The sequence below is a fragment of the Flavobacterium sp. Leaf359 genome (assembly GCF_001423985.1).
In the GTDB taxonomy this organism is placed as follows: Bacteria; Bacteroidota; Bacteroidia; order Flavobacteriales; family Flavobacteriaceae; genus Flavobacterium; species Flavobacterium lindanitolerans.
Genome location: NZ_LMPW01000002.1, coordinates 152,614 through 173,599, shown reverse-complemented (window position 1 = coordinate 173,599; position 20,986 = coordinate 152,614). Strand labels below are relative to the sequence as shown.

General features: G+C 33.3%; 20 protein-coding genes and 1 tRNA gene. 6 read left to right on the top strand and 15 right to left on the bottom strand.

From position 1 onward, the window contains the following. Positions 1–271: 271 nt before the first annotated feature. On the bottom strand, positions 272–817 hold the full coding sequence (locus ASG38_RS03350; RefSeq protein ID WP_157486003.1) for a hypothetical protein: 546 nt from the start codon (positions 815–817) through the stop codon (positions 272–274). A gap of 70 nt (positions 818–887) precedes the next feature. Further along, positions 888–1,952: an acyltransferase gene (locus tag ASG38_RS03345; protein WP_056067131.1), complete on the bottom strand. Its 1,065-nt coding sequence runs from the start codon at positions 1,950–1,952 to the stop codon at positions 888–890. A gap of 99 nt (positions 1,953–2,051) precedes the next feature. Between ASG38_RS03345 and ASG38_RS03340 the strand changes: the two genes are divergently transcribed. Beyond that, positions 2,052–3,527, top strand: a complete 1,476-nt coding sequence (locus ASG38_RS03340; protein WP_056067129.1) for a glucosyltransferase domain-containing protein — start codon at positions 2,052–2,054, stop codon at positions 3,525–3,527. Between the two features lie 7 nt (positions 3,528–3,534). Here the strand turns inward: ASG38_RS03340 and ASG38_RS03335 are convergent, their stop codons facing one another. From ASG38_RS03335 to ASG38_RS03300, 8 genes are read right to left on the bottom strand one after another with little or no spacing between them, the layout of a single operon-like run. Continuing rightward, positions 3,535–4,251, bottom strand: a complete 717-nt coding sequence (locus tag ASG38_RS03335; RefSeq protein WP_056067127.1) for a glycosyltransferase — start codon at positions 4,249–4,251, stop codon at positions 3,535–3,537. Next, positions 4,239–5,000, bottom strand: coding sequence for a hypothetical protein (locus ASG38_RS03330; RefSeq protein WP_056067125.1), 762 nt, complete (start codon positions 4,998–5,000; stop codon positions 4,239–4,241). The genes ASG38_RS03335 and ASG38_RS03330 overlap by 13 nt, the downstream gene beginning before the upstream one ends. Continuing rightward, entirely contained in the window at positions 5,001–5,993 is a 993-nt protein-coding gene (locus ASG38_RS03325; RefSeq protein WP_056067123.1) for a hypothetical protein, read from the bottom strand. It abuts the gene before it with no gap. A 2-nt stretch (positions 5,994–5,995) separates the two neighbouring features. Continuing rightward, entirely contained in the window at positions 5,996–7,693 is a 1,698-nt protein-coding gene (locus ASG38_RS03320; RefSeq protein ID WP_056067121.1) for a hypothetical protein, read from the bottom strand. Between the two features lie 42 nt (positions 7,694–7,735). After that, positions 7,736–8,638: a carboxypeptidase-like regulatory domain-containing protein gene (locus ASG38_RS03315; RefSeq protein ID WP_056067119.1), complete on the bottom strand. Its 903-nt coding sequence runs from the start codon at positions 8,636–8,638 to the stop codon at positions 7,736–7,738. Next, a complete protein-coding gene (locus ASG38_RS03310; RefSeq protein ID WP_056067117.1) occupies positions 8,638–9,513 on the bottom strand; it encodes a carboxypeptidase-like regulatory domain-containing protein in 876 nt (291 codons plus the stop codon). The genes ASG38_RS03315 and ASG38_RS03310 overlap by 1 nt, the downstream gene beginning before the upstream one ends. A gap of 4 nt (positions 9,514–9,517) precedes the next feature. Continuing rightward, positions 9,518–10,999 (bottom strand): GH3 auxin-responsive promoter family protein, encoded by a 1,482-nt coding sequence (locus ASG38_RS03305; protein WP_056067115.1) that lies wholly within the window; start codon positions 10,997–10,999, stop codon positions 9,518–9,520. Between the two features lie 47 nt (positions 11,000–11,046). Then, complete coding sequence (locus ASG38_RS03300) at positions 11,047–11,916, bottom strand: M23 family metallopeptidase (protein ID WP_056067113.1); 870 nt, start codon at positions 11,914–11,916, stop codon at positions 11,047–11,049. Between the two features lie 248 nt (positions 11,917–12,164). On the opposite strand from ASG38_RS03300, the gene ASG38_RS03295 reads away from it, so the two are divergent. Both ASG38_RS03295 and ASG38_RS03290 read left to right on the top strand, forming a co-directional pair. After that, positions 12,165–12,344 carry a twin-arginine translocase TatA/TatE family subunit gene (locus ASG38_RS03295; protein WP_056067112.1) on the top strand — a complete coding sequence of 60 codons (180 nt, stop codon included), beginning with the start codon at positions 12,165–12,167 and terminating at the stop codon, positions 12,342–12,344. A gap of 181 nt (positions 12,345–12,525) precedes the next feature. Next, a complete protein-coding gene (locus ASG38_RS03290) occupies positions 12,526–12,906 on the top strand; it encodes a DoxX family membrane protein (protein WP_056067400.1) in 381 nt (126 codons plus the stop codon). A gap of 35 nt (positions 12,907–12,941) precedes the next feature. Here ASG38_RS03290 and ASG38_RS03285 read toward each other — a convergent pair whose 3' ends face one another. From ASG38_RS03285 to ASG38_RS03270, 4 genes are all read right to left on the bottom strand, one after another. Next, the gene (locus ASG38_RS03285) at positions 12,942–13,286 is read right to left on the bottom strand and encodes a helix-turn-helix transcriptional regulator (protein ID WP_056067110.1); all 345 of its coding nucleotides are present in this window, start codon (positions 13,284–13,286) and stop codon (positions 12,942–12,944) included. Positions 13,287–13,368: 82 nt separating this feature from the next. Continuing rightward, positions 13,369–15,522 (bottom strand): Tex family protein, encoded by a 2,154-nt coding sequence (locus tag ASG38_RS03280; protein ID WP_056067108.1) that lies wholly within the window; start codon positions 15,520–15,522, stop codon positions 13,369–13,371. 99 nt (positions 15,523–15,621) lie between these two features. Continuing rightward, positions 15,622–16,053: a ribose 5-phosphate isomerase B gene (rpiB, locus tag ASG38_RS03275; RefSeq protein ID WP_056067106.1), complete on the bottom strand. Its 432-nt coding sequence runs from the start codon at positions 16,051–16,053 to the stop codon at positions 15,622–15,624. Between the two features lie 638 nt (positions 16,054–16,691). After that, a complete protein-coding gene (locus ASG38_RS03270) occupies positions 16,692–16,931 on the bottom strand; it encodes a putative signal transducing protein (protein ID WP_056067398.1) in 240 nt (79 codons plus the stop codon). A gap of 140 nt (positions 16,932–17,071) precedes the next feature. On the opposite strand from ASG38_RS03270, the gene rnr reads away from it, so the two are divergent. From rnr to ASG38_RS03255, 3 genes are all read left to right on the top strand, one after another. Continuing rightward, the gene (rnr, locus tag ASG38_RS03265; protein WP_056067104.1) at positions 17,072–19,258 is read left to right on the top strand and encodes a ribonuclease R; all 2,187 of its coding nucleotides are present in this window, start codon (positions 17,072–17,074) and stop codon (positions 19,256–19,258) included. A 26-nt stretch (positions 19,259–19,284) separates the two neighbouring features. Next, positions 19,285–19,965 (top strand): head GIN domain-containing protein, encoded by a 681-nt coding sequence (locus ASG38_RS03260; protein WP_056067103.1) that lies wholly within the window; start codon positions 19,285–19,287, stop codon positions 19,963–19,965. Positions 19,966–20,077: 112 nt separating this feature from the next. Beyond that, complete coding sequence (locus ASG38_RS03255) at positions 20,078–20,764, top strand: LysE family translocator (RefSeq protein ID WP_056067396.1); 687 nt, start codon at positions 20,078–20,080, stop codon at positions 20,762–20,764. 58 nt (positions 20,765–20,822) lie between these two features. Here ASG38_RS03255 and ASG38_RS03250 read toward each other — a convergent pair. Next, positions 20,823–20,896, bottom strand: a tRNA-Cys gene (locus tag ASG38_RS03250). Positions 20,897–20,986: the final 90 nt, after the last annotated feature.

Sequence of the window (20,986 nt, the reverse complement as noted above, 5' to 3'; positions counted from 1 at the left end):
TGTCACAAATATATGATTATCTATTTATGAATTTAAATTTAATAATAAAATCCCCATAAGTGAGCCATTTCTCAAAAGTCAGACACTAATAATAGGATATTTGTAACATACCTTATCAGATAAAAAAATAAAAACGGAGGGATAAAATTTCAAAATGAATATGTAGAAAATATCTAAAATCTAACAGATGGAAACTATTGTAAGAAATCAACAAAAAAAGATGAGCCCGATAAATATATCGGGCTCATCTTTATAGAAGGTGTTTTTCTTATTATAGAAGCTTCTGAATTTCTTCGTAAAGTGGTTTTTCAGAATAAGACATTGGATCATACCCTCCGTCAGCCGAAACAAATGGTGTTAGCGAAACTTTTTCTAGATTTGCTTTCAGATTTGTTGGATTAATCATAATATAGTTAAAGAATTCTTTACCATTCATCATAAACTGTTTCCCTTTATATTCTATTTTAAGCGACTTGATTAGGATTTCGCCTTGCTCTTTATTGATTCCATAATCTAAGCGAATAAAGTTTGGAATATCACCTTCATTTACTCCAAATACAATGTTTTGCGGTTCCGGGCTTCCTGTAACTGCAGTTGAAACAATAGTAGCCTCTTCATAAGGCATTTGTTCTGTTTCTCGATAGCTAAGCTCAAAATTGTCATTTTTAGGAACTACAGCATTTAGCGTTACAAGAAATCCAATTTTTTTAGCTTCTTCTTTAGGAGTTTCCTCTGTCTTCTGAGGGTTATCACCTTTACAAGAAACTAAAAATAACACTACTAATAATGCGAAGAAGGAACTTTTTGATTTCATCATTTTATGATTTAATTTTTTTTGCAAACATATATATTTTTTTTGAAATGTTAAATAGAGTTTAAAAAAAAATCTAACCTCGATTTCCTGTTGTAAAATTATATAAATCAGGAAGTTTAGTTTTAAAAAAATATCCAAGGATTAGACAAATCGTTATCACTATGGGACCAGAAATTAAGAAAATGAGAAAATGATCAACAACTGATTTGCCTAAAATAAAAAATAATCCCTTTTTAACAAGTGTAAGAAATGGTTCATGAAATACATAAATAAAAAATGAAAGACCATACACATCTGTTTTTTGTAATTTGTTTTTAAATAGTGGAAAAACTGCATCATAGATTAACCATATGGCTACAATGCCTATACAAATTGATAATTTTTGTAATGCGAAAATTATGAAATGATTTTCATAATACATTTGAAGTGTTGTTTTGATTATTAATAGTGTCAGCCATATACATAAAAAAGTCAAAGCAGTTTTTCTTGAAACTTGTTTGTTGAGAATATCACGATGCTTTAGACAAAGAAATAGTCCTAGTGAAAAAAACAACAATGCTTCACTAGTAAACATTATATTATCAATTGTCAAAAACCAAAACGGAAAAATGGCGAAAAGAAAAAAAATTCCAAATCGGCGAATTATTATAAAGATAATCGGTGATAAAATTGTTAATACAATTAAATCTCTAAGGAACCAAAGTTGGTACGAAATAGGTTGTGTAATTAAAGCTCTCCACCAATCCAAGAAGTTAAAATCAACGATTAATTTTTTTGAAAAAAAAACTCGTCCTTGTGGAATGGATTGTAAAATAAAATAAAATAAAATTCCAAAACCAGACCAAAATAAAAAAGGGATAACTAGTGTAAAAAATCGTTTTTTAATTTTAGAAAGAAAATCGTTGTTGCCTTTAAACGTATAAAAAAACAAGTAACCTGAAATTATGAAAAAAATAGGGACGGCCACACGTGTAATACCGTAGGAAATGAAATTTTGTATAAACCAATTGTAATCTTTTTCTAAAACTAAACTAATATCACTATGCTTTATATCAAGATTATAGCAATGCAATAAAACTACCATTACGATAGACAAAAATGATATTATTTTAATTTTTAAGCTTAAATATTTATTCATAGATTTTCTTAATCATATTCAAATATATTAATTTAGAATAAATGTTATCGAGAATTAAATAATCATTTATATTTTTATTCTATTTTTGAAAAAAATTCTATGATAACTTTGCAGAGATATCCTCAAAAATTTAAACTATTTACCTATTCTTTTGCAATTTGTTTGATTTGCTATGGTTATGCATTAGCAAATTTTACGGTAACAATTGACGGAGAAAATCCTATATATCCAGATTTTGCAATGAGTTTAGGTAGATGGGGGCTAAATTTCATCCGCTATAAATTACTAGGAGGTTACACTCCTTACTTTACCTTACTTGCTGCATTAGCTTTTATGAGTTTAGCCGCCGTAGAGATTTGTAGAACTCTAAAATTAAGAGGTATTAATGCTTATCTTTTTTGTTCCCTCTTTTTAACATTCCCACAACTCGCCTATCAATTGGTTTTTTTAGTTCAGGCAGAAGCAGTAGGGTTGGCATTTTTGTTAAATGTTTATAGTTATTCTCTATTTTTATTAGCATACGATCAAAAAAACAAGTACACTAAATTAGGTCTTTTCACTCTTTCTGCACTCTTAATCACATTTGCGCTCTCAATTTATCAGGCACTGATTTTCATTCCTATAGTGCTTTGTTTAACACAAATGTTAATCAATTCAAATCTTTCTTCTTTTTCATTTAAATATGAGCTTAAAAAGAATATAATTTTTGCAATAGTATTGGCAATTGGATCTGGTCTATATTTTTTAAGTGTGGATTTATTGTGTCCTCCTATTCAAGGAAGCTATCTATCATCGTATGTAGCTGGTGAAAGTGAAAACAAATTAGTAGCATTTTATAAGCTGTGGATTGAACTCATCAAGGGTAAAATGTTTTATGGAAACACATTATTTTTAATCAGCACATTACTTTTTAGTGTGTTAATTTTAAAATATGCTCTCGATAAAAAAATGTTTTTTTTAAAATTTGGAATCATAGCGATTTTATTGATTATGCCATTTACTCTCTCTTATTTTATAACAAATGGCTATCATCCTCCAAGATTATATATGTCAATGGGAATTGTATTTGCCGTTCCATTTATTCTGCTGATGAATCGTCTTAAAACTTCTAATATTCCCATAGCAGTTACTTTTGTGATATCATTCATTAATATTTATTATGTTACCGAATTATATAATTCCCAAAACAAAATTGTTGGACAAGACGTTAACAATGCTAAAACAATTCTTTTAAAAATTAATACTAAATATCCGGAAATTGATTTGAATAAAACACCTGTTTATTTTCACGGAAGCATTACAGGAGAATTTTACGATAAGTTTGCATTGCCACAATCTGAAATTTTTTCAGGATCATTTTTAAAATGGGATAATGGGAACAACTATCGTATTCAAAATTTCTACAGCTATATGGGAATTGCTAACTTACAAATTACGAATCAAGCAGGGTATGCAAAAATTAAGGAAAGAATTGCAACTCTACCAGTATGGCCAAATTCAAATTCTATTGAATTAATTGATGGAATAATGGTTGTAAAATTGGGTCCAAACGAAGGATCTCCATTGCCTAACTAAAAACTAATCAGTACGTTTTAACCAATTTGTATAATTCTTTCAAAATCTTAAAAGCAGTTTTCCAGCCTAATTTAGATCCTAACACATCACGCCAGTCATAAATGGGAATTTCTTTACCAAATTGTAGTAAATTTTCCTTTTTAAGTCTAATGAAAATCTCCACATCGAAAAGCCATGAGGTTACGAACGGCTTTTGAAAAGATTGGCGTAAAATTTTGTCGGAAAAGAGTTTTGCTCCACATTGAGTATCATAAATACCTAACTTAAACCTGAAATTTATTAATGTTATAATTATACGGCCTATAATATGGCGATGTGTACTTCGCTGAATACCGGAATTTAAAACCATCACACGAGAACCAAAAAAAAACTGTTTCTCTGTATGTTTATGTGTTTGGTCTAAAATGCGTTTTACTTCGGTTACAGGAGTTGAAAAATCAGCATCGAAATATCCTATAAATTGATAAGTATCTTTTTCAAGTAGTTCTGCTACAGCTTTAAATATAGTAGCGGCTTTCCCCTGATTTTTTTCGAAAGAAATAACAGAGCAGCGCTCAGGATGCTTTGTTGAAATTTTCTTTAACAGAACCAATGTATTGTCCTTACTTCCATCATTTGCAAAATAAATATCGCAGTCTGTTATTGCTATAAGTTCGTCAATCAAATGTTCTTGAAGACGCTTTTCTTCGTTATAGCAAGGAATGATAATAGCTATTTTTTGCATAAGCTATAGCAAGATAATCCAGGAATATTAATCCCGATTTTTTTTAATAAAAGACTAATTGTAAAATCGATTTTTAACATCGTATTTATTAGCATTGTTTTAAAACTCCCACCTTGCCAATTATCAATAGATGCTTCTTTATCTTTTTTCAAAAATTTATCTATTTTTCTAAAAATCAGCAATGTAGTAAAATAATATCCTTTGTCAATTATTTTAAATCCGTTTTTCTCTAAAAGCGAGTATAAATGTTCTAAGGTATATCTTCGATAATGCCCCAAAAGAACATCATGACTTGAAAAAACCGATTGAAAAGCTGGAACAGCAAAAAAATAAAAATTGTTGTTATTGCTGGCTTTCAGATGATCTAAGATTATTTTCTCGTTTTCCAAATGCTCTAAGACATCCATACACAAAAAAAGAGTTGATTCATCAGTAGAATTATTTTCTAAATATTCTTGTATATTTTGAACATAATTAACTTCGCTATAATTGTTATTTATCTTTAGTTGTTCAATAACTTCTGATGTATAAGCTGTATCAATTGCAAAATATTTTTTAGCCAGCTTTTTCTCAACCAGTGTGTGTATTACATAGGCATCGCCACTCCCAATATCAACAATTCTATCAATTGTAAAAGGAATTTTTGCCTGTTTTAAAAAAGTATGTAATACATTTTTTCGCGACGTTTCCCATGGATGTCTACTATACTTATTTTTGTTATTAAGTCTTGAGAATTCTGATATATCCATTTATTTACTAGTTGTCGTTGCTAATTTTTTACTTTGTGAGCGATAAAAATCCTTCAGTAATCCAAATAAAAGAAATAATCCGATAAATAAAAATGGAAAAACAATTTTAAGCTTTCCATTAATCGATTCTGTATTTTTAATGTTTAAGATAGTTGCATTTTCTTTGACCGTTTTATCTCCTGTAATGATTTCGATTCTTTTGTTAGCCTGTTCTTGAATCAGCTCGCTTTTTGTTTTTAATACATCATTGAGCTGCGTATTTTCATTGTAATAAACTAGCTTATCATTTTTACCAGATTGATTGGCACTTGATGAAAAACTCGCTAAAAGGCTGTCGATCTGCCTGATTGTTTTCTGATTCGCCTCCAATTTTAATAAATTGCTATCATGTACTGATTTCTGAATTTTAGAAAAATATTCATTACTATTCAAATAATTCAATATCGGATCAATCAGACTTTTTTGTGAAGCAATGCCTTTGGTAGTAATCTTTAACTTATGATTAGTATAATTTATACTAGTTGTCGGATTTTCGATTACTTTGTTGATATCTCCATTTTCAGACATCAATTTGATTATTTCAAAATTTAGTTCTTTTTGGCTTGCAAATCCATATACATCTGTAATAGGCTTTATTTCAATTTCCAAAAAGTCATCTATGTCAGCAATTCCGATCGATTTTAAAAACTTCTTATCATTTTCTTTAATTTTAGAGTTTATGAGATTTACCTTTGAATAGACATACTCTGCACTTCCAAAATTTGGGGTAATTATAACTTCATGATTGTAAACTTTCGTGTTCTTATCTAAATAAAAACCCAAACCTGCTCCAACAATAAAAAGAATAGTAAGAATGATAATATTTCTCCTTGCAAAAAGAAATCCTCTAAAAATCCAAGCCAAGAAATTCTGATAAACATTTCCTAATTTTCTTGAAACTTGTGCCAAGTCAATTTCTTGATTGTCCGGATTGGTTGGTGAGTTTGAACTCATGGTTAGTTTGTTTTTATGTTAAAAATTTGTTCTAGTATTTTAATCGTGATAAGATAGGTTGGTTTTACTCCGGTAGTTCCTAAACCTCCTGAAGCCAGCGTGCTTCCTGTTTCTAATGGATTATCTGACGCATAATAAGCATATCTCACCTGAACGTCAGGATTGATACTTTTTCTGATTTTTGAAGCCGATTGTATTGCTTTCTGATAGTAAGCTCCTTCCATTTCAAGACCAATGACACCCCATGTTGATTCGTGGAAAAACTTCAGCAAATCTTTGTTTTGAAGCGATGTTCCCAATACAGAAACCATAGGTCCTGCATATACCGGAATTCCATTTCCTTCAAACATTTCGGCTGTCAGCTGGTTTTCAAAAGGATAGTTATCGCCTGTTCCTTCGTTGATATGGGCAGACGGTATCATGATATCTCCTTTTCCGCCTTCCAGGATTCCGGCCTTCCCCATGATGGAAACCGATTCTACATTCAGGAAATATTTGTTCTTGCCATCTTTATAGGGCTTTAAAAGCTCATCTATGGTTTCATAGGCCTGTTCACCAAAGGCATAATCCATGACGATAATAACCGGAGCGTGCGCCCCTATTTTCGCTTTCGGGAATGCTGATTTTGCCCAATCTATTTTGGCCGTATCAAAAATCTGTACATCGATGTTGGTACCTGAAGTATCCGGTAACGAAATCATGCCATATTTCAAGGCAAATTCTTCTACTTTATTTCGTAGGTCATTAGCTCCCGGCTTACTTAGTTCTTCATAAACAAAGAAGTCAGTCTTGTCCTTAAATTTAGTCTTAAGCGTATGCGTGGCAAAAATAGAATTCATAACACTATGCATATTCGCACTGATAATATGAATCGGTCTGTCAAGCAATTCGTTTTGCTTTAATACTTCTTTGATATTATTCGCCCAAATTTCTCCGTGGATATGGTGTCCTAAACGCTCTCTGAGTATAGGACTGAAGGTTATGGTTCTCTTGTTATTGAATATTACCTCTTCAATAGCCAGTTTTCCTAACCAGTAAATCACGTGAAGGAAACGATCCGGTTTTTCTTCCGTTCCAAAAGCTTCATAAATGTCCAGTATTTCCTCAAAAGAACGTCCCAGAATAATAGAAGCATGCGAAATCGCTATTTCTTTTTCAATAAGGGTAAGCTTTTTATTCTGAACCACAATCTGCTCCAGCTTTTCCCAGTCACGGGTCATTTCCTTAGTGTTTTCATCCAAAAGAACCCTATCCTTGATTTTATGTGATTCGATAAAAATAAAGGTAAGGTGCGTCAGGATATCATAAATATCAGAACGTCCTCTTGTAATTTCAACATTCATTTGTTCGCTATCAATCCTGTAGCAGTTTCTCTTTCTTTTTGGAGGAACAATTGCCTTGAAATGTGATTTTGAATAGCCTTCATCTGATGTAAGATTGATAAAACGGCATTCTTCTATTCCAACAGGAAGCCTTTCGATTACGTACAAAAGTCCGCTTAATTCTACTTTTTCTTCTGCAATCGTTCCGTAGATTTCCGGTCTTAATTGCAATAATGCCTCCCTCAATGTATCACCCGAAACACCCATTGGCTTATAGAATCCTCTATTAAACAAATGGCGCATAGTGATGTACAGCTTTTCAATAGCCGCAGAAGACTCCTGGGCTCTTGATCGTGATATATTTTTAGTTTCTTTCATTTCTATTTATTTTCTAACCTGCAAATGTAGGTTTTTTATTTTTTAGTTGGTAAGCGTAATGCTCATTGCTATCTCTAAATACTTGTCATGGTATTTTCTCATCAACAAATTGCTATAGCTTTTAGGATTTTGCATTTTGTGTAATCCGTTCTGTGTCCATTTTCCATTGAAATACCAGCAGGTATTTTCTTCTGAAGGCAAAAATCCAAAAAACGGCTCATAAGTTTCAACATCCATCCTTTTTTTGTTTCCGGTTATGTCCTTATACTGCGGACCTTTCTTTTTGAATTTATTTTCGTTGATTCTTAAATGCTCAATAACTACAAAGAACCCAGTATTTGGGATTTCAATATTATTTTTCTCCATATTGACTGTCGTATTCTTGCCGCCTTTTTTGACCTCAACAATATGATTTTCTTCTAATATATCTTCTCCAGGTGACCCATCCGATTTTACATCTAAAAGGCGCAGATTGACTTTAGCGTTGTCAATCTTACTGCTTGTATATATGGTAATTTCTTTTAAAAAGGGATAATTTTTTGCTTCTTCAGAATAAGGAAAATACTTAGCCGTTGTTTGCTGGCTGTAATAACGTATACCACCCCTGCCAAAACTGCCAATTTCTTTTTCTTTTTGCTTTTTTGCAGAACTAATAACTACTTCATTCAATTCGATTTCCTTTTTATGCAACTCCACATTTTTTGCTTCTGCTGCCCTAATAATTTTGGTTTCGAATCCTACTGCAGAAAAAATCAGGTTTTTGGCAGCATCAACCGTAATAGAAAAACTTCCATCCTCCTCAGACGAAGTTCCGCCTTCCTCGTTTTGGACCATAATGCTTACAAAAGGGATAGGATTTCCTCTTTCGTCCTTAACAACACCTTTTACCTGTGAAAAGAGAGAAAAACTGAATAAGAAGAAAAATAATGCCGCTTTAATTTTCATCAATTAGTAAGTATTAATGTTACGGAAGGCTCATATATTGTTTTAGAAACCGAAAACGGATTCATTTCTTCTCTCGTTCTTTTTAACCATCTTCCACCGGAAAAACTATATAAAAAATCTCTTTCCACTGCATTATAAAGCACTAACGGAGCATAAGTGGTCTGGATTTTTGTTGTATTGGTATTGAAATCTTTAATCGTTTTTTCTACCCTGTTTTTCTTAATCAGCAATTTTTCAAAAACCACAAAAATTCCGGTTTTGGGCATTTCTAAATTAAAATCCGATAGGTCAATTTCATTTTTAGTCACGCCTTTTTTGATTGTAACGATATAGTCTTTAGACAGCAACTCGTTACCTGGAAATCCATTTTCATCAACATCATAAAGATGCAGCTTGATGGTTGCATCATCAATTCTGCTGTCAGTTAAAATAACTGCCTTTTGAATCCAGCGTGTTTTTTTGTATTCCGGATAATATGGGAAAAATTTGGCATCCATCCTTGGTCCGTTGTCAAAAGCTTCGGCAATGGCGTTTTTGGTCTTGCCTATTTCCAACTGTTTCTTTTCTTTTTTATTGTTAATCGTTACCTCATCCAATTCAAAAGTCGAAGGTGAAAGCAGGACTATCTGTGATTCCGAAACCTTAACGGTTTTTTTCTGATATCCCAATGCCGAAAAAATAAGGTTTTTGTTTTTGTCATTGGTGCCAATCTGGTATTCACCATTTTCTTCGGAAGTAGTACCTATATTTTCATTCTCGACCCAAATACTTACATAAGCAATAGGATTTCCAGTCAGGCTGTCCTTAACAACACCTTTGGTTTGGGCGGCAACATTTGCTGCAAAAAATAAAAATAATATCGTAGTAAGTTTCATCCTTCTATTTTAACTTATCAGCAATAGTTCTGTCATTGCTCAACCTCGGAATTTTATTCTGTCCGCCCAGTTTTCCTATGGATTTCATGTATTCCTGAAAACCATTTTTTGAAACTTTGGTGACGACCAACTTTCGCAGAACGTTACCTGTAATCAGGTCGTCATAATAAACATTCTGTTTTCTCATTGCATCATCTATCCGAAGTGAAAAGGCGGCAATATCTTCCGGCTCATTTTCAAACTCAATAAACCATTCATGATAAGGCAATCCGTCTTTTGGCGTAATCTGTGGTGCTACGGTAAATTCGTTCACGCGTACAGCCGTATTTTGCATCGCTTCCCTGAGTGCTTCTTCCACTTCTTTTCCTATAACATGCTCTCCAAAAGCGGATATATAATGCTTAATCCTACCGGAAACGACAACACGATAAGGTTTTAATGAAGTGAATTGTACCGTATCGCCTATGTTATAGCCCCAAAGTCCGGCATTTGTAGAAATAATCAGCACATAATTGATTCCCATTTCTACTTCGCCAATGGTATATCTTTTAGGATTTTCTGCAAAAAATTCGTCTGCTTTTACAAACTCATAAAAAATCCCTGCATCTAAAAGCAGTAACATTCCTTTTTCCTTTTGGGAATCCTGATAGGCAAAAAAACCTTCCGAGGCTGGAAAAAGTTCAATGCTATCCACTTTTCTTCCAATCAGGTTTTCAAACTTGGCGCGATAGGGCTCATAATTAACGCCTCCATAGATAAAAAGACTGAAATTCCTGAAAATTTCACCAACCGGCTTCTCTCCTTTCTGCTTCAACTTTTCAAAATACATCTGTACCCATGACGGAATTCCGGAAATCACCGTCATATTCTTGTCAAACGTTTCCTCAACTATGGCATCTACTTTGGTTTCCCAATCTTCTATACAATTGGTTTCCCAACTCGGCATTCGGTTTTTTTGAAGGTATTTGGGAACAAAATGGGCTACAATTCCTGACAAGCGCCCTAACTTGATTCCATTTTTTTCTTCCAAAACAGGACTTCCCTGTAAAAAAATCATCTTTCCGGAAACAAAAGAAGCATTTCCGGTTTCATGAATGTAGTGAAGGATTGCATTTCGTGCCGCCTGGATATGAAACGGCATGGACTCTTTTGTCAACGGAATATACTTGGCTCCGGAAGTTGTTCCGGAAGTTTTCGCAAAGTATATCGGCTTCCCTTTCCACAAAACATTCTCTTCTCCTTTTTTAACCTTTTCGATATAAGTTTTCAGACCTTCATAATCACGTATCGGGACATTTTTTGCAAAATCTGAATATGAAAGTATGCCACTAAAATTATGATCTTTCCCAAATTGGGTGTCTTTTGCCTGCTGAATCAGGTTTTTAAAAACACGTTCCTGAGTTTCAACAGGATTCCTGGCCCATTTTTGAGTCTTGTCATAAATTTTTTTGGCGAATTTTTTAGCAAAAAAAGCTTTTATTGACATTTTAAAGTTTTCTATTTTTTAGGAATTGTGAGGAATATACTTCCCCTTTATTCAAATTCTATAAAGTTGGTCGGATCAATGGCAAATCCATCTTTCCATAATTCAAAATGCAGGTGAACTCCTGTAGATTCCTGACCCGTGGAACCTGCCATGGCTATTACTTCACCTGTTCTGACAACATCTCCTTGTGTTTTTGTTAGCGATGCTGCATGTTTATAAACCGACATGATTCCTTCTCCATGCCTTATGATAATTACATAACCTGTACTCGGGGTCCAATCAGCAAAAATTACGGTTCCGTTTGCTACTGATTTTATAGGTGTATTTTTTGGAACAGCAACATCAACAGCAAAATGTTTGTTTTTTGGATCATATTTATCGGTTATATGACCGGTAACCGGTGGAAATAATACCAGGTTTACTTTGGTCTGCGCCTTGTCAAAAAGATTGTATTTGTCTTCCTGGGCTACTTTTTCCCTTAAAATGGAATCCTGTTTTGACGGCTTGAAATTCACTTCTGAAGCAGCTGTCTGCTCCGCTGCCATAATAGAATCTTTGCTCAGTTTGGCCACTTCCACATCGCCAGCAAGTACTTTTTTAATCGATTCAATATAGGCATTATTCATTTTGATGGCCTTCTCCAGGGAATCTGATTTCAAAGCCAATTCTGTGGCTTCCCTTTTTAATTTGGTAGATGCATAGCCCGGAATGTATTCACGAAGTGGTGTAAATGCAATAATGTAGGTTGTAATCGCAATCAGGAAAATAGCTCCACCTGTCAGCACTACAAATACATTCATCAGATTGAGTTTCAGGGAAAAAATTTCTTCAAAAGTTTCTTCATTCAAAATAACCAACCGGTTTTTTGTGAAGAGTTTTTTCTTTAAAATCTGTCTTTTGAGTCGCTTACCTGACATTTCATTTTTGTATTTTACAAATATAATAATTTGGATGTCTTGCCAATGTTTTTATGCTATTACTAAGGTGTTAAATAGGTTTTACTCTTTTCAAAATAATTAGTGAGTGTATTGATTCCGAAGCTTTTCCAAATAAAAAAGGCTTTTTTAACTTATAATTATTTGTTATATAAGGAAAGTGGTATGATTTTTCTTTTTACATTTGCAAATATTTACAAATGCTTGCGAAAGCATAAACTTTTTTAATCATGGGAAAATTAGGTTTAACCGAAATACTTGTAATCGTTGCGATTATCTTATTACTTTTTGGAGGTAAAAAAATTCCAGAATTGATGAAAGGATTGGGTTCGGGTATAAAAGAATTCAAGAATGCTGCTAAAGATGATCAACCGGCTGCATCTAAAAAAGAAGAAGATACAAAAATTTAAGACCGCTTTTTAAAAGCTGTTTTATTGAAGCCTCAAGGATTATGAAATCCTTGAGGCTTTTATTTTTTATGATTATATCTCAGATATACTAATTTTTATTTTCTTAATTTTTTATTATTATGTAATTTAAAAGCTTAATTTTTTAATTTTGAATTATAAAAATAACCTTAAAATTAAAAAAATGAAAATAATCAAAACCATTCTTTGTGTTCTTTTTGGGCTGATGTTTATCAATGCCGGCCTGGATAAATTTTTTCATTATATGCCAATGCCTGAAATAAAACCCGAAGAAATGAAAATTTATGAAGCTTTTGGAGCTATTGTTTGGCTTATGCCTTTAATTGCTTGTATTGAATTGCTTGGCGGATTATTATTTATCTTTCCAAAAACAAGAGCCTTAGGCGCAATCGTTATTCTTCCAATAACTGTCGGAATCATATTGCATAATGCAGTATTGATGCCTACAACTACTGGTCTTAGCATTTCTGGAGTACTTTTTCTGATCAATCTCTGGATGATTGGAGATAATTGGCACAAATACAAACCTATGTTTACTGAATAATAAAAAAGCCCCGGGATTGACCCGGGGCTTTTTTATTATTCAGTGTTTTTGAGTATACCATACAGCTCCTGAATTTTAGAGACTGGCAATTCGTTTAATATTTTATGGATTTCTCCTATGGCATCACCTTTCGAAATCGTATAAAGTGCATGATTACCAGGAAGCTTTTGGTTCTTCTCAGGAACAAAATCAAATAGATCGTTAGGTGTACAATTAAAATCAATACAGAATTTTTCTAATTTTTTAAAAGGAATTGACAACGGTTTGTCATTCACTACTGCATTGGCATAACTCCCGGAATGGCCTCTTTCGATAAGATATTTTACTGGTTTGGTAATTCCTTTCATCTTAAAAATAGGCTGTAAATTTAATTTTATCATCTTGGCTTATATATTGGTTACTATTTTAAATTTCAAAGTATATTCCTTCAAATATAAACAAAATAGCAAAAACGTTCTAATTTTATAAAATCATGGTGAGCTGAATCCTTTTACGGCTTTCATCTACTTCCACTACTTTCACCTGTACTTGCTGGTGTAATTTAACCACTTCATTTACGTCAGAAACATAACCTTCTTTTAATTGTGAAATATGAACAAGGCCACTTTCCTTGATTCCGATATCAACAAAACATCCAAAATTAGTAATGTTATTTACGATTCCCGGCAATACCATTCCGGTTCTCAGATTATCAATTGTTTTTACATTCGGGTCGAATTCAAAAACCTTGGCTGCTTTTCTTGGATCCAGACCCGGTTTTTCCAATTCTTTGACTATATCTTTCAAACCTAATAATCCCACATCTTCAGTAACGTATTTTTCTAACGGTATCTGTCCAATCTTTTCCTTATTGGCAATCAGCTCATTTAGCGATATTTTCAAATCTTTTGCCATTTTTTCAACTATACCATAGGCTTCCGGATGTACGGCAGAATTGTCTAACGGGTTTTTAGCGTTTGAAATCCTGATAAAGGCTGCAGCTTGCTGGTAGGCCTTTTCTCCCAGCCTTGGCACTTTTTTTAATTGTTTTCTTTCTTCAAATGCCCCATTTTCTGAACGATAGGCTACAATATTTTCAGCCATCTTTTCTCCTATTCCGGAAACATAGCTCAATAAAGATTTACTTGCCGTGTTAATATTGATACCAACGGAATTCACGCAACGCATAACCACCGTATCCAATTCCTCTTTCAATTGAGATTGGTCAACATCGTGCTGGTACTGCCCTACTCCTATTGATTTTGGTTCAATTTTTACCAACTCAGCCAAAGGATCAGACAATCTTCTTCCTATTGAAACTGCACCACGAACCGTCACATCATAATTTGGAAATTCGTCACGTGCAATTTTTGAGGCAGAATATACAGAAGCTCCTGCTTCGCTAACAACAAATACCTGTATAGGCTTGTCAAAGGCTATCTTTTTAATGAAAAATTCGGTTTCGCGCGAAGCGGTTCCGTTTCCAATTGAAATGGCATCAATTTTATATGCATTTACCATGGAACGGATTTTTTTCATAGCGATAGCAGTTTCATTTTGAGGTGCATGAGGAAAAATCGTTTCGTTATATAGCAAATCGCCTTTTTCATCAAGGCAAACCACTTTACATCCACTTCTAAAGCCCGGATCAATAGCCAAAATTCTTTTTTCTCCCAAAGGCGGTGCCAAAAGCAACTGTCCTAAATTACCGGCAAAAACCTGAATTGCCGTAATATCTGCTTTTGCTTTTGCTTCCTGCAGTGTTTCATTTGAAATTGCCGGAGATAATAAACGCTTGTAACTATCTTCAATAGCCTTCTTGAGATGTACAGCTGTTTCTTTCTTATTTTTGATAATAGACTCTTCCATCATTTCGATGGCTTCTTCGTTTTCAATTTCAATTTTTAGTTTTATAAATCCTTCATTTTCGGCACGTAGCATTGCCAAAAGACGGTGAGAAGGTGCTTTCATCAAATTTTCTGACCAATCAAAATACTGTTCGAATTTTTTAGCCTTTTGTTTGATCTGTTCTGCTTCCTGACTCGATTCGTTTTCAAATTTCAACTTGACGGCTTTGGTTACTATTGCTGATTTTCGCTGATAAATACGTCTAATATTTTTCCTGATGTAAATATTTTCATTAATCCATTCTGCTATAATATCTCTTGCCCCCTGGAGCGCCTCATCTTCATTTTCAACCTTATCATTGATATATTTCGAAGCTACAAAATCAATATCATCATTATTTTGTGCCATAATAATCTTGGCCAAAGGTTCCAATCCTTTTTCGCGGGCCACATCGGCTCTTGTTTTTTTCTTTTTCTTAAAAGGCAGGTATAAATCCTCCAGATCGTTTAAATCAAAACTTTGCCTGATTTTTTTTTCCAATTCCGGAGTTAATGAATTTTGCTCTTCTATTGATTTAAGAATGGCTTCTTTTCTTTTAACAATGGTTTCAAATTCCTTGTTCAATTTGGCAATCTGTTCTATTATAACCTCATCAAGATTGCCTGTCTTGTCTTTTCTGTATCTTGAAATAAACGGTATGGTACAATCTTCGCTTAAAAGCTGTAATGTGTTTTCTATATTTTTTACCGGCGCAGTAACTTGTTTTGAAATGAATTCTAAATTGGTCATATAAAGTCTTGATAATAATTTAAGAGGAAGCAATTTAAAAAAAGCATCTTAAAACTCGTGGTTCAAAGATGCTTTTAAATTCTGTTTTGAAAATATATTTTAGCTACAGGCTATCTTATTCACACGATTTTGGTGCCTTCCGCCTTCAAAATCGGTATTTAAAAATGTTTCAACCATTTCTACGGCTTGATGAATCGCTGTAAATCTCGCCGGGATACTGATAATATTGGCATTATTGTGCTGTCTTGCCAATGCGGCGATTTCTTTGGTCCAGCATAAGGCACTACGAATTCCCTGATGCTTATTAACAGTCATATTAATTCCGTTTCCGCTGCCACAAATTACAATTCCGAAATCTGCCTTGCCATTTTCAACATCCAAAGCTACCGGATGTCCAAAATCAGGATAATCTACACTATCTGTAGTATCTGTTCCATAATTGGTAACTTCATGTCCTTTAGCTTTTAGCATATCAACAATTGCCTTTTTATATTCTGGTCCGGCGTGGTCATTTCCTATTGAAATTTTCATAAGTTCTATTAATTAGTTGTGTACTGCAAATTTACCGTAACGGTTTCCATTTACCAAACTAAATGCTGTTGAAATTGCTTTACTTGATTATCAAAACGTTACGTTTTTATAGTTTTGTAAAAGCCTGATAATCATTATATAAATTGTAATGTAAATGTTAAATTATTGCGATGTTAACAGGAATTTACAATGTACTGACTTTTAGTTAATTATAAATTAACATGGATTGTTTATAACTTCGGATAGAATTTTAGAACTATTTCTTGTTTGTTCAATTAAAATCACTAATCCAAAATCACTTTTAAAAATGCAAATTTAGTTTGGCTAATTTTTAGAAAAGTTATCAGCATCAAAGATTAGTTTGTTAACAGTAATTAACAAGTAAAGTTATTTACATTTTTAAGTAAAAAATGATTATCAACGGATGTTAACAATGTCTTAAAAAACCTTAAAAATGAACCCTTTAAAAGTAAATAGGGTTGTTAATAAGTCGGTATAACAAATGCTAACTTAAAATCCTACACTTAAAAAATTAAATTATTCCGACTATCAACAAGCTATAATAACCATCAAAAAATAAATTTAAAATTTCCTTTTTCTTTTTTTGTTTTTAATGAATGTTGACAACTTCGGAATATTTAAACGATTTTCAAATTTTGATTACGGTTAAATTCGTCGAGAATTTCTTTTGCTTCTTCTGCGTCTTCCGGGTGCACCTTAAGTTTGATTCCTCCCAATGCCTGTGAATACATAGGTACGATGTTCATCATTGTCTCATTTTCGAAAAAGTATCGGATGTCCTCTAAATCGAGCCTGTGTTTTAAAATAGTGATTTCATGAGGGTAATTGAAGATAGCGAGCGTGATGAAATTTTCCATTTGAATTTGGTTTTCATAAAGATAACAAGAAATGTATTTGGTTAGCTGATAGGCAAAAGTTATATTTTGTTTAAAAAAATTAACATTTGAGAAGAAACTGTCTACAATTTCGTAATTTTCAGCATTATTAGAAAAGAAATATGAGTAAGAAACCACGAAAGCCTGTAAAGAAGACTAAAGATTTTACAGCAAAAATTTTAAAGATTTTATCTCAAGATGCCAATAAAACATTCAATTATAAGCAAATAGGAGCAAAGCTTGGAGTAGACGATACGAAAAGCCGCAATGAAATTATCAAGGACCTGAAGCTTTTAGCTTCACAGAAAAAAATTGTTGAGATTGAACCGGGTAAATACCTGGTGGTAGCTACCAGCCAGGATTATTACGAAGGTATAATCGACATGACAAGCAGAAAAACAGCCTATTTTGTTTCGGAAGAATTTGAAGATGATATTTTTATTCCTACCAATAACCTGAACAAAGCATTAGATGGAGACCGAGTAAAGATTTATCTCTACAACAGGAGAAAAGGCAAAAAGCCTGAAGGAGAGGTTATTGAAATTGTTGAAAGAAAAAAAACGGATTTTGTTGGAGTTATCGATATCCAAAAAAACTTTGCCTTTGTTTCTACTGCCAATCCAAAAATGTATACAGATATTTTTATTCCTAAAGAAAAGATAGGAGAGGCGCAGAATGGTGATGTTGTTCTGGTTCATATTGAAGACTGGCCAAAAAAAGCAGATAGCCCTTTTGGTGCCGTTATCAAGGTTCTTGGAAAACCAGGTGAACACAATACAGAAATCCATGCTATTTTAGCAGAATATGGCTTGCCTTATGATTTTCCTGTTGATGTGGAAGCCTATGCCCAAAAACTGGATACTTCCATTCAGGAAAGTGAAATTGCCAGACGACGTGATATGCGGGATGTACTGACATTTACTATTGACCCTAAGGATGCGAAAGATTTTGATGATGCCTTGTCGTTTCAGGTATTAGAGAATGGTAATTATGAAATAGGTGTTCACATTGCAGATGTTTCCTATTATTTGGAAGAAGGAACAATTTTAGATAATGAAGCGTATCAAAGGGCAACTTCGGTATATCTGGTAGATAGGGTAGTGCCTATGCTTCCTGAAGTATTGTCAAATTTTGCCTGTTCACTACGACCACATGAAGAAAAATATACTTTTTCTGCCATATTTGAATTAAAAGAAAATGCTGAGATTGTGAACCAATGGTTTGGAAGAACCGTTATTTATTCAGACCAGCGTTTTGCTTATGAGGAAGCGCAGCATATTATTGAAACCAAAGGAAATACTATTCCTGCAGAGATTTCTTTAACCGGAAGTGAATATATTGTTCCTGAAGCCATTCAAAAAGCTACTCTTAAAATGGACGAACTGGCCAAAATATTACGCAAAAAGAGAATGCGTGATGGAGCCATTTCATTTGATAAAGTAGAAGTAAAATTCAATCTTAACGAAGCGGCAGAACCGGTTGGAGTGTATTTCAAAGTATCAAAAGATGCCAATCATCTTATTGAGGAATTTATGCTTTTAGCCAATAGGAAAGTAGCCGAATTTATTGGAAAACAAAGACCTAAGAAAACATTTGTTTATCGAATTCACGATGAGCCGGATGAAAATAAACTGATTAGTTTACAAACCGTAATTTCAAAATTTGGATACAGTATCAACTTTAAATCTAAAAAAGATATTTCCAAATCGCTTAATCAATTGCTTGAAGATGTTAACGGAAAAAAAGAGCAGAATATGGTCGATACGTTGACAATCCGATCCATGAGCAAAGCAAAATATTCAACAGAGAATATAGGGCATTATGGTTTGGCATTTGATTATTATTCACATTTTACTTCACCAATCAGACGTTATCCGGACGTAATGGCACATCGTTTGTTGCAGCATTATCTCGATGGAGGAAAATCTGCCGATGAAGAATCTTATGAAGAGAAATGCCAGCACTCGTCAAACATGGAAGTTTTGGCTACCAATGCTGAACGAGACAGCATCAAATACATGCAGGTCAAGTATATGCAGGATCACCAGGATGAAGAGTTTTTAGGCGTAATTTCCGGAGTGACTGAATGGGGAATTTATGTAGAAATTGTTTCCAATAAATGTGAAGGTATGTGTAGAATTCGTGAAATACGCGATGATTATTACACCTTTGATGAAAAGCAATATGCTTTGGTTGGAGAAATTTCAAAGAATATATTGCAATTGGGAGATGAAGTCTACGTGAAAGTAAAAAGTGCCGATCTGGTTAAAAAACAACTGGATTTTACATTTTTGAGAAAGAATGAATAAGTAGATACTAACCAAATTATAAAAACATGAAAAAGATAATTTTTGTAGCATTCCTAATGCTATCACAGCTAAATTTTGCACAGGAAAAAATCACTAAAAATTTAGGTGATTTTGATCAGGTAAAAGTTTTTGACAGGATTTCATTACAGTTGGTTCCGGCAAATGAAAACAAAATTGAAATTACGGGTGACCGTAGGGAAGATGTAGAAATTGTCAACAAAAACGGAGAGCTGAAAGTAAGAATGAAGTTGAAAAAGCTTTTGAAAGGAGAAGACATCACTGCAATTCTTTATTACAAAAATGAAATTGAAACTATTGAAGCCAGTGAAGGTTCTTATGTTTCAAGCGAAAAAACTTTTAAAGCCATAGATTTTCATGTCAATGCAAAAGAAGGTGCTGAAATAAAAATTAGCCTCGATGCTCAAAAATTAGATGTAAAAGCAACATCCGGCGGTATCGTAAAACTGAAAGGAAATGCAAACAGTCAGGATATTGTCATCAATTCAGGGGGTATCGTTGATGCTAAAGATTTAGAAACTTCACAAACCACGGTAGCTGTAAATGCAGGTGGAGAAGCAGATGTAAGAGCTTCTGAATTGGTTGATGCCAAAACCAGGGCAGGAGGGGATATAACCATTTATGGAAGCCCTAAAAAAATAAACAAAAAGACTTTTGCAGGAGGAAATATTACAGAATCCCAACGATAAAGACTGCCAAGGATTGTAATTTTTAAATTATCTTTGTGTTACTATTTTTAATTTGCATAAATTGCTGATTGAAAATATCCGAAGAACTTTCAAAAATTACAATCCTTTTTTAATGATTCAAGACATCTTAACAGGCATTCCTCTAGGTTTATTCCTATGCTTTATGATTGGGCCTGTTTTTTTTATATTGCTTGAAACCGCTGCAGTCAAAGGCATTCGTGCTGCATTGGTTTTCGATTTTGGAGTTATTGTAGCAGATGTTCTTTTCATCTGTATTGCCTATTTCAGCAGTTACCGACTTATCAACAGTTTAAAAGATGAACCGGCACTTTTTATTTTTGGAGGGCTGATTATGCTTACTTATGGTATAATTTCATATCTAAAACTCAACAAAGCAAGTAAAAATATTTCGGAAGAAGCAGAAGTTGAACTTATTAAAAAAAATTACGGAAGTCTTTTCATAAAAGGATTTCTTCTCAATTTTATCAATGTTGGAGTACTTGGATTCTGGTTATTGATTATCATTACCTTTGGACCTCAACTCGATTTAAAAACTTCCCGCCTGATAGTTTTTTTCGCTTCGGTTATCGGAACTTATCTAATGGTTGACCTGGCCAAAATGTTTCTGGCCAAAAGATTAAAAAGCAAAATGACTTCTTCCAATATTCTAAAAATTAAAAAAATCACAAGCATACTTTTAATAATTTTTGGATTCTCCATCATGTTGCAAGGGTGGTTTCCGAGTGACCAGAAACTTGTCAAATCGGCTTTAGAAAAAATAGAAAACAGAAAAAAATAAGGGTATTGTAACACCTGGAAAATAAAAAAGAGATACTGAAAAGTATCTCTTTTTCTTTTGGAGGCATCGAGCGGATTCGAACCGCTGTAGGAGCTTTTGCAGAGCCCAGCCTAGCCACTCGGCCACGACGCCATAACTGTTTGGATGGCAAATTTACATATTATTTGCTGTAACGCAAGAAAATCTTTAGCAAATATTAATTTTTAATTTTAACTATTTGAT

Excerpts from the sequence above, each read along its gene's own strand:
- ASG38_RS03350 (WP_157486003.1), bottom strand. The coding sequence starts at position 817 with ATGATGAAATCAAAAAGTTCCTTCTTCGCATTATTAGTAGTGTTATTT.
- ASG38_RS03345 (WP_056067131.1), bottom strand. The coding sequence starts at position 1,952 with ATGAATAAATATTTAAGCTTAAAAATTAAAATAATATCATTTTTGTCT.
- ASG38_RS03340 (WP_056067129.1), top strand. The coding sequence starts at position 2,052 with ATGATAACTTTGCAGAGATATCCTCAAAAATTTAAACTATTTACCTAT.
- ASG38_RS03335 (WP_056067127.1), bottom strand. The coding sequence starts at position 4,251 with ATGCAAAAAATAGCTATTATCATTCCTTGCTATAACGAAGAAAAGCGT.
- ASG38_RS03330 (WP_056067125.1), bottom strand. The coding sequence starts at position 5,000 with ATGGATATATCAGAATTCTCAAGACTTAATAACAAAAATAAGTATAGT.
- ASG38_RS03325 (WP_056067123.1), bottom strand. The coding sequence starts at position 5,993 with ATGAGTTCAAACTCACCAACCAATCCGGACAATCAAGAAATTGACTTG.
- ASG38_RS03320 (WP_056067121.1), bottom strand. The coding sequence starts at position 7,693 with ATGAAAGAAACTAAAAATATATCACGATCAAGAGCCCAGGAGTCTTCT.
- ASG38_RS03315 (WP_056067119.1), bottom strand. The coding sequence starts at position 8,638 with ATGAAAATTAAAGCGGCATTATTTTTCTTCTTATTCAGTTTTTCTCTC.
- ASG38_RS03310 (WP_056067117.1), bottom strand. The coding sequence starts at position 9,513 with ATGAAACTTACTACGATATTATTTTTATTTTTTGCAGCAAATGTTGCC.
- ASG38_RS03305 (WP_056067115.1), bottom strand. The coding sequence starts at position 10,999 with ATGTCAATAAAAGCTTTTTTTGCTAAAAAATTCGCCAAAAAAATTTAT.
- ASG38_RS03300 (WP_056067113.1), bottom strand. The coding sequence starts at position 11,916 with ATGTCAGGTAAGCGACTCAAAAGACAGATTTTAAAGAAAAAACTCTTC.
- ASG38_RS03295 (WP_056067112.1), top strand. The coding sequence starts at position 12,165 with ATGGGAAAATTAGGTTTAACCGAAATACTTGTAATCGTTGCGATTATC.
- ASG38_RS03290 (WP_056067400.1), top strand. The coding sequence starts at position 12,526 with ATGAAAATAATCAAAACCATTCTTTGTGTTCTTTTTGGGCTGATGTTT.
- ASG38_RS03285 (WP_056067110.1), bottom strand. The coding sequence starts at position 13,286 with ATGATAAAATTAAATTTACAGCCTATTTTTAAGATGAAAGGAATTACC.
- ASG38_RS03280 (WP_056067108.1), bottom strand. The coding sequence starts at position 15,522 with ATGACCAATTTAGAATTCATTTCAAAACAAGTTACTGCGCCGGTAAAA.
- rpiB (WP_056067106.1), bottom strand. The coding sequence starts at position 16,053 with ATGAAAATTTCAATAGGAAATGACCACGCCGGACCAGAATATAAAAAG.
- ASG38_RS03270 (WP_056067398.1), bottom strand. The coding sequence starts at position 16,931 with ATGGAAAATTTCATCACGCTCGCTATCTTCAATTACCCTCATGAAATC.
- rnr (WP_056067104.1), top strand. The coding sequence starts at position 17,072 with ATGAGTAAGAAACCACGAAAGCCTGTAAAGAAGACTAAAGATTTTACA.
- ASG38_RS03260 (WP_056067103.1), top strand. The coding sequence starts at position 19,285 with ATGAAAAAGATAATTTTTGTAGCATTCCTAATGCTATCACAGCTAAAT.
- ASG38_RS03255 (WP_056067396.1), top strand. The coding sequence starts at position 20,078 with ATGATTCAAGACATCTTAACAGGCATTCCTCTAGGTTTATTCCTATGC.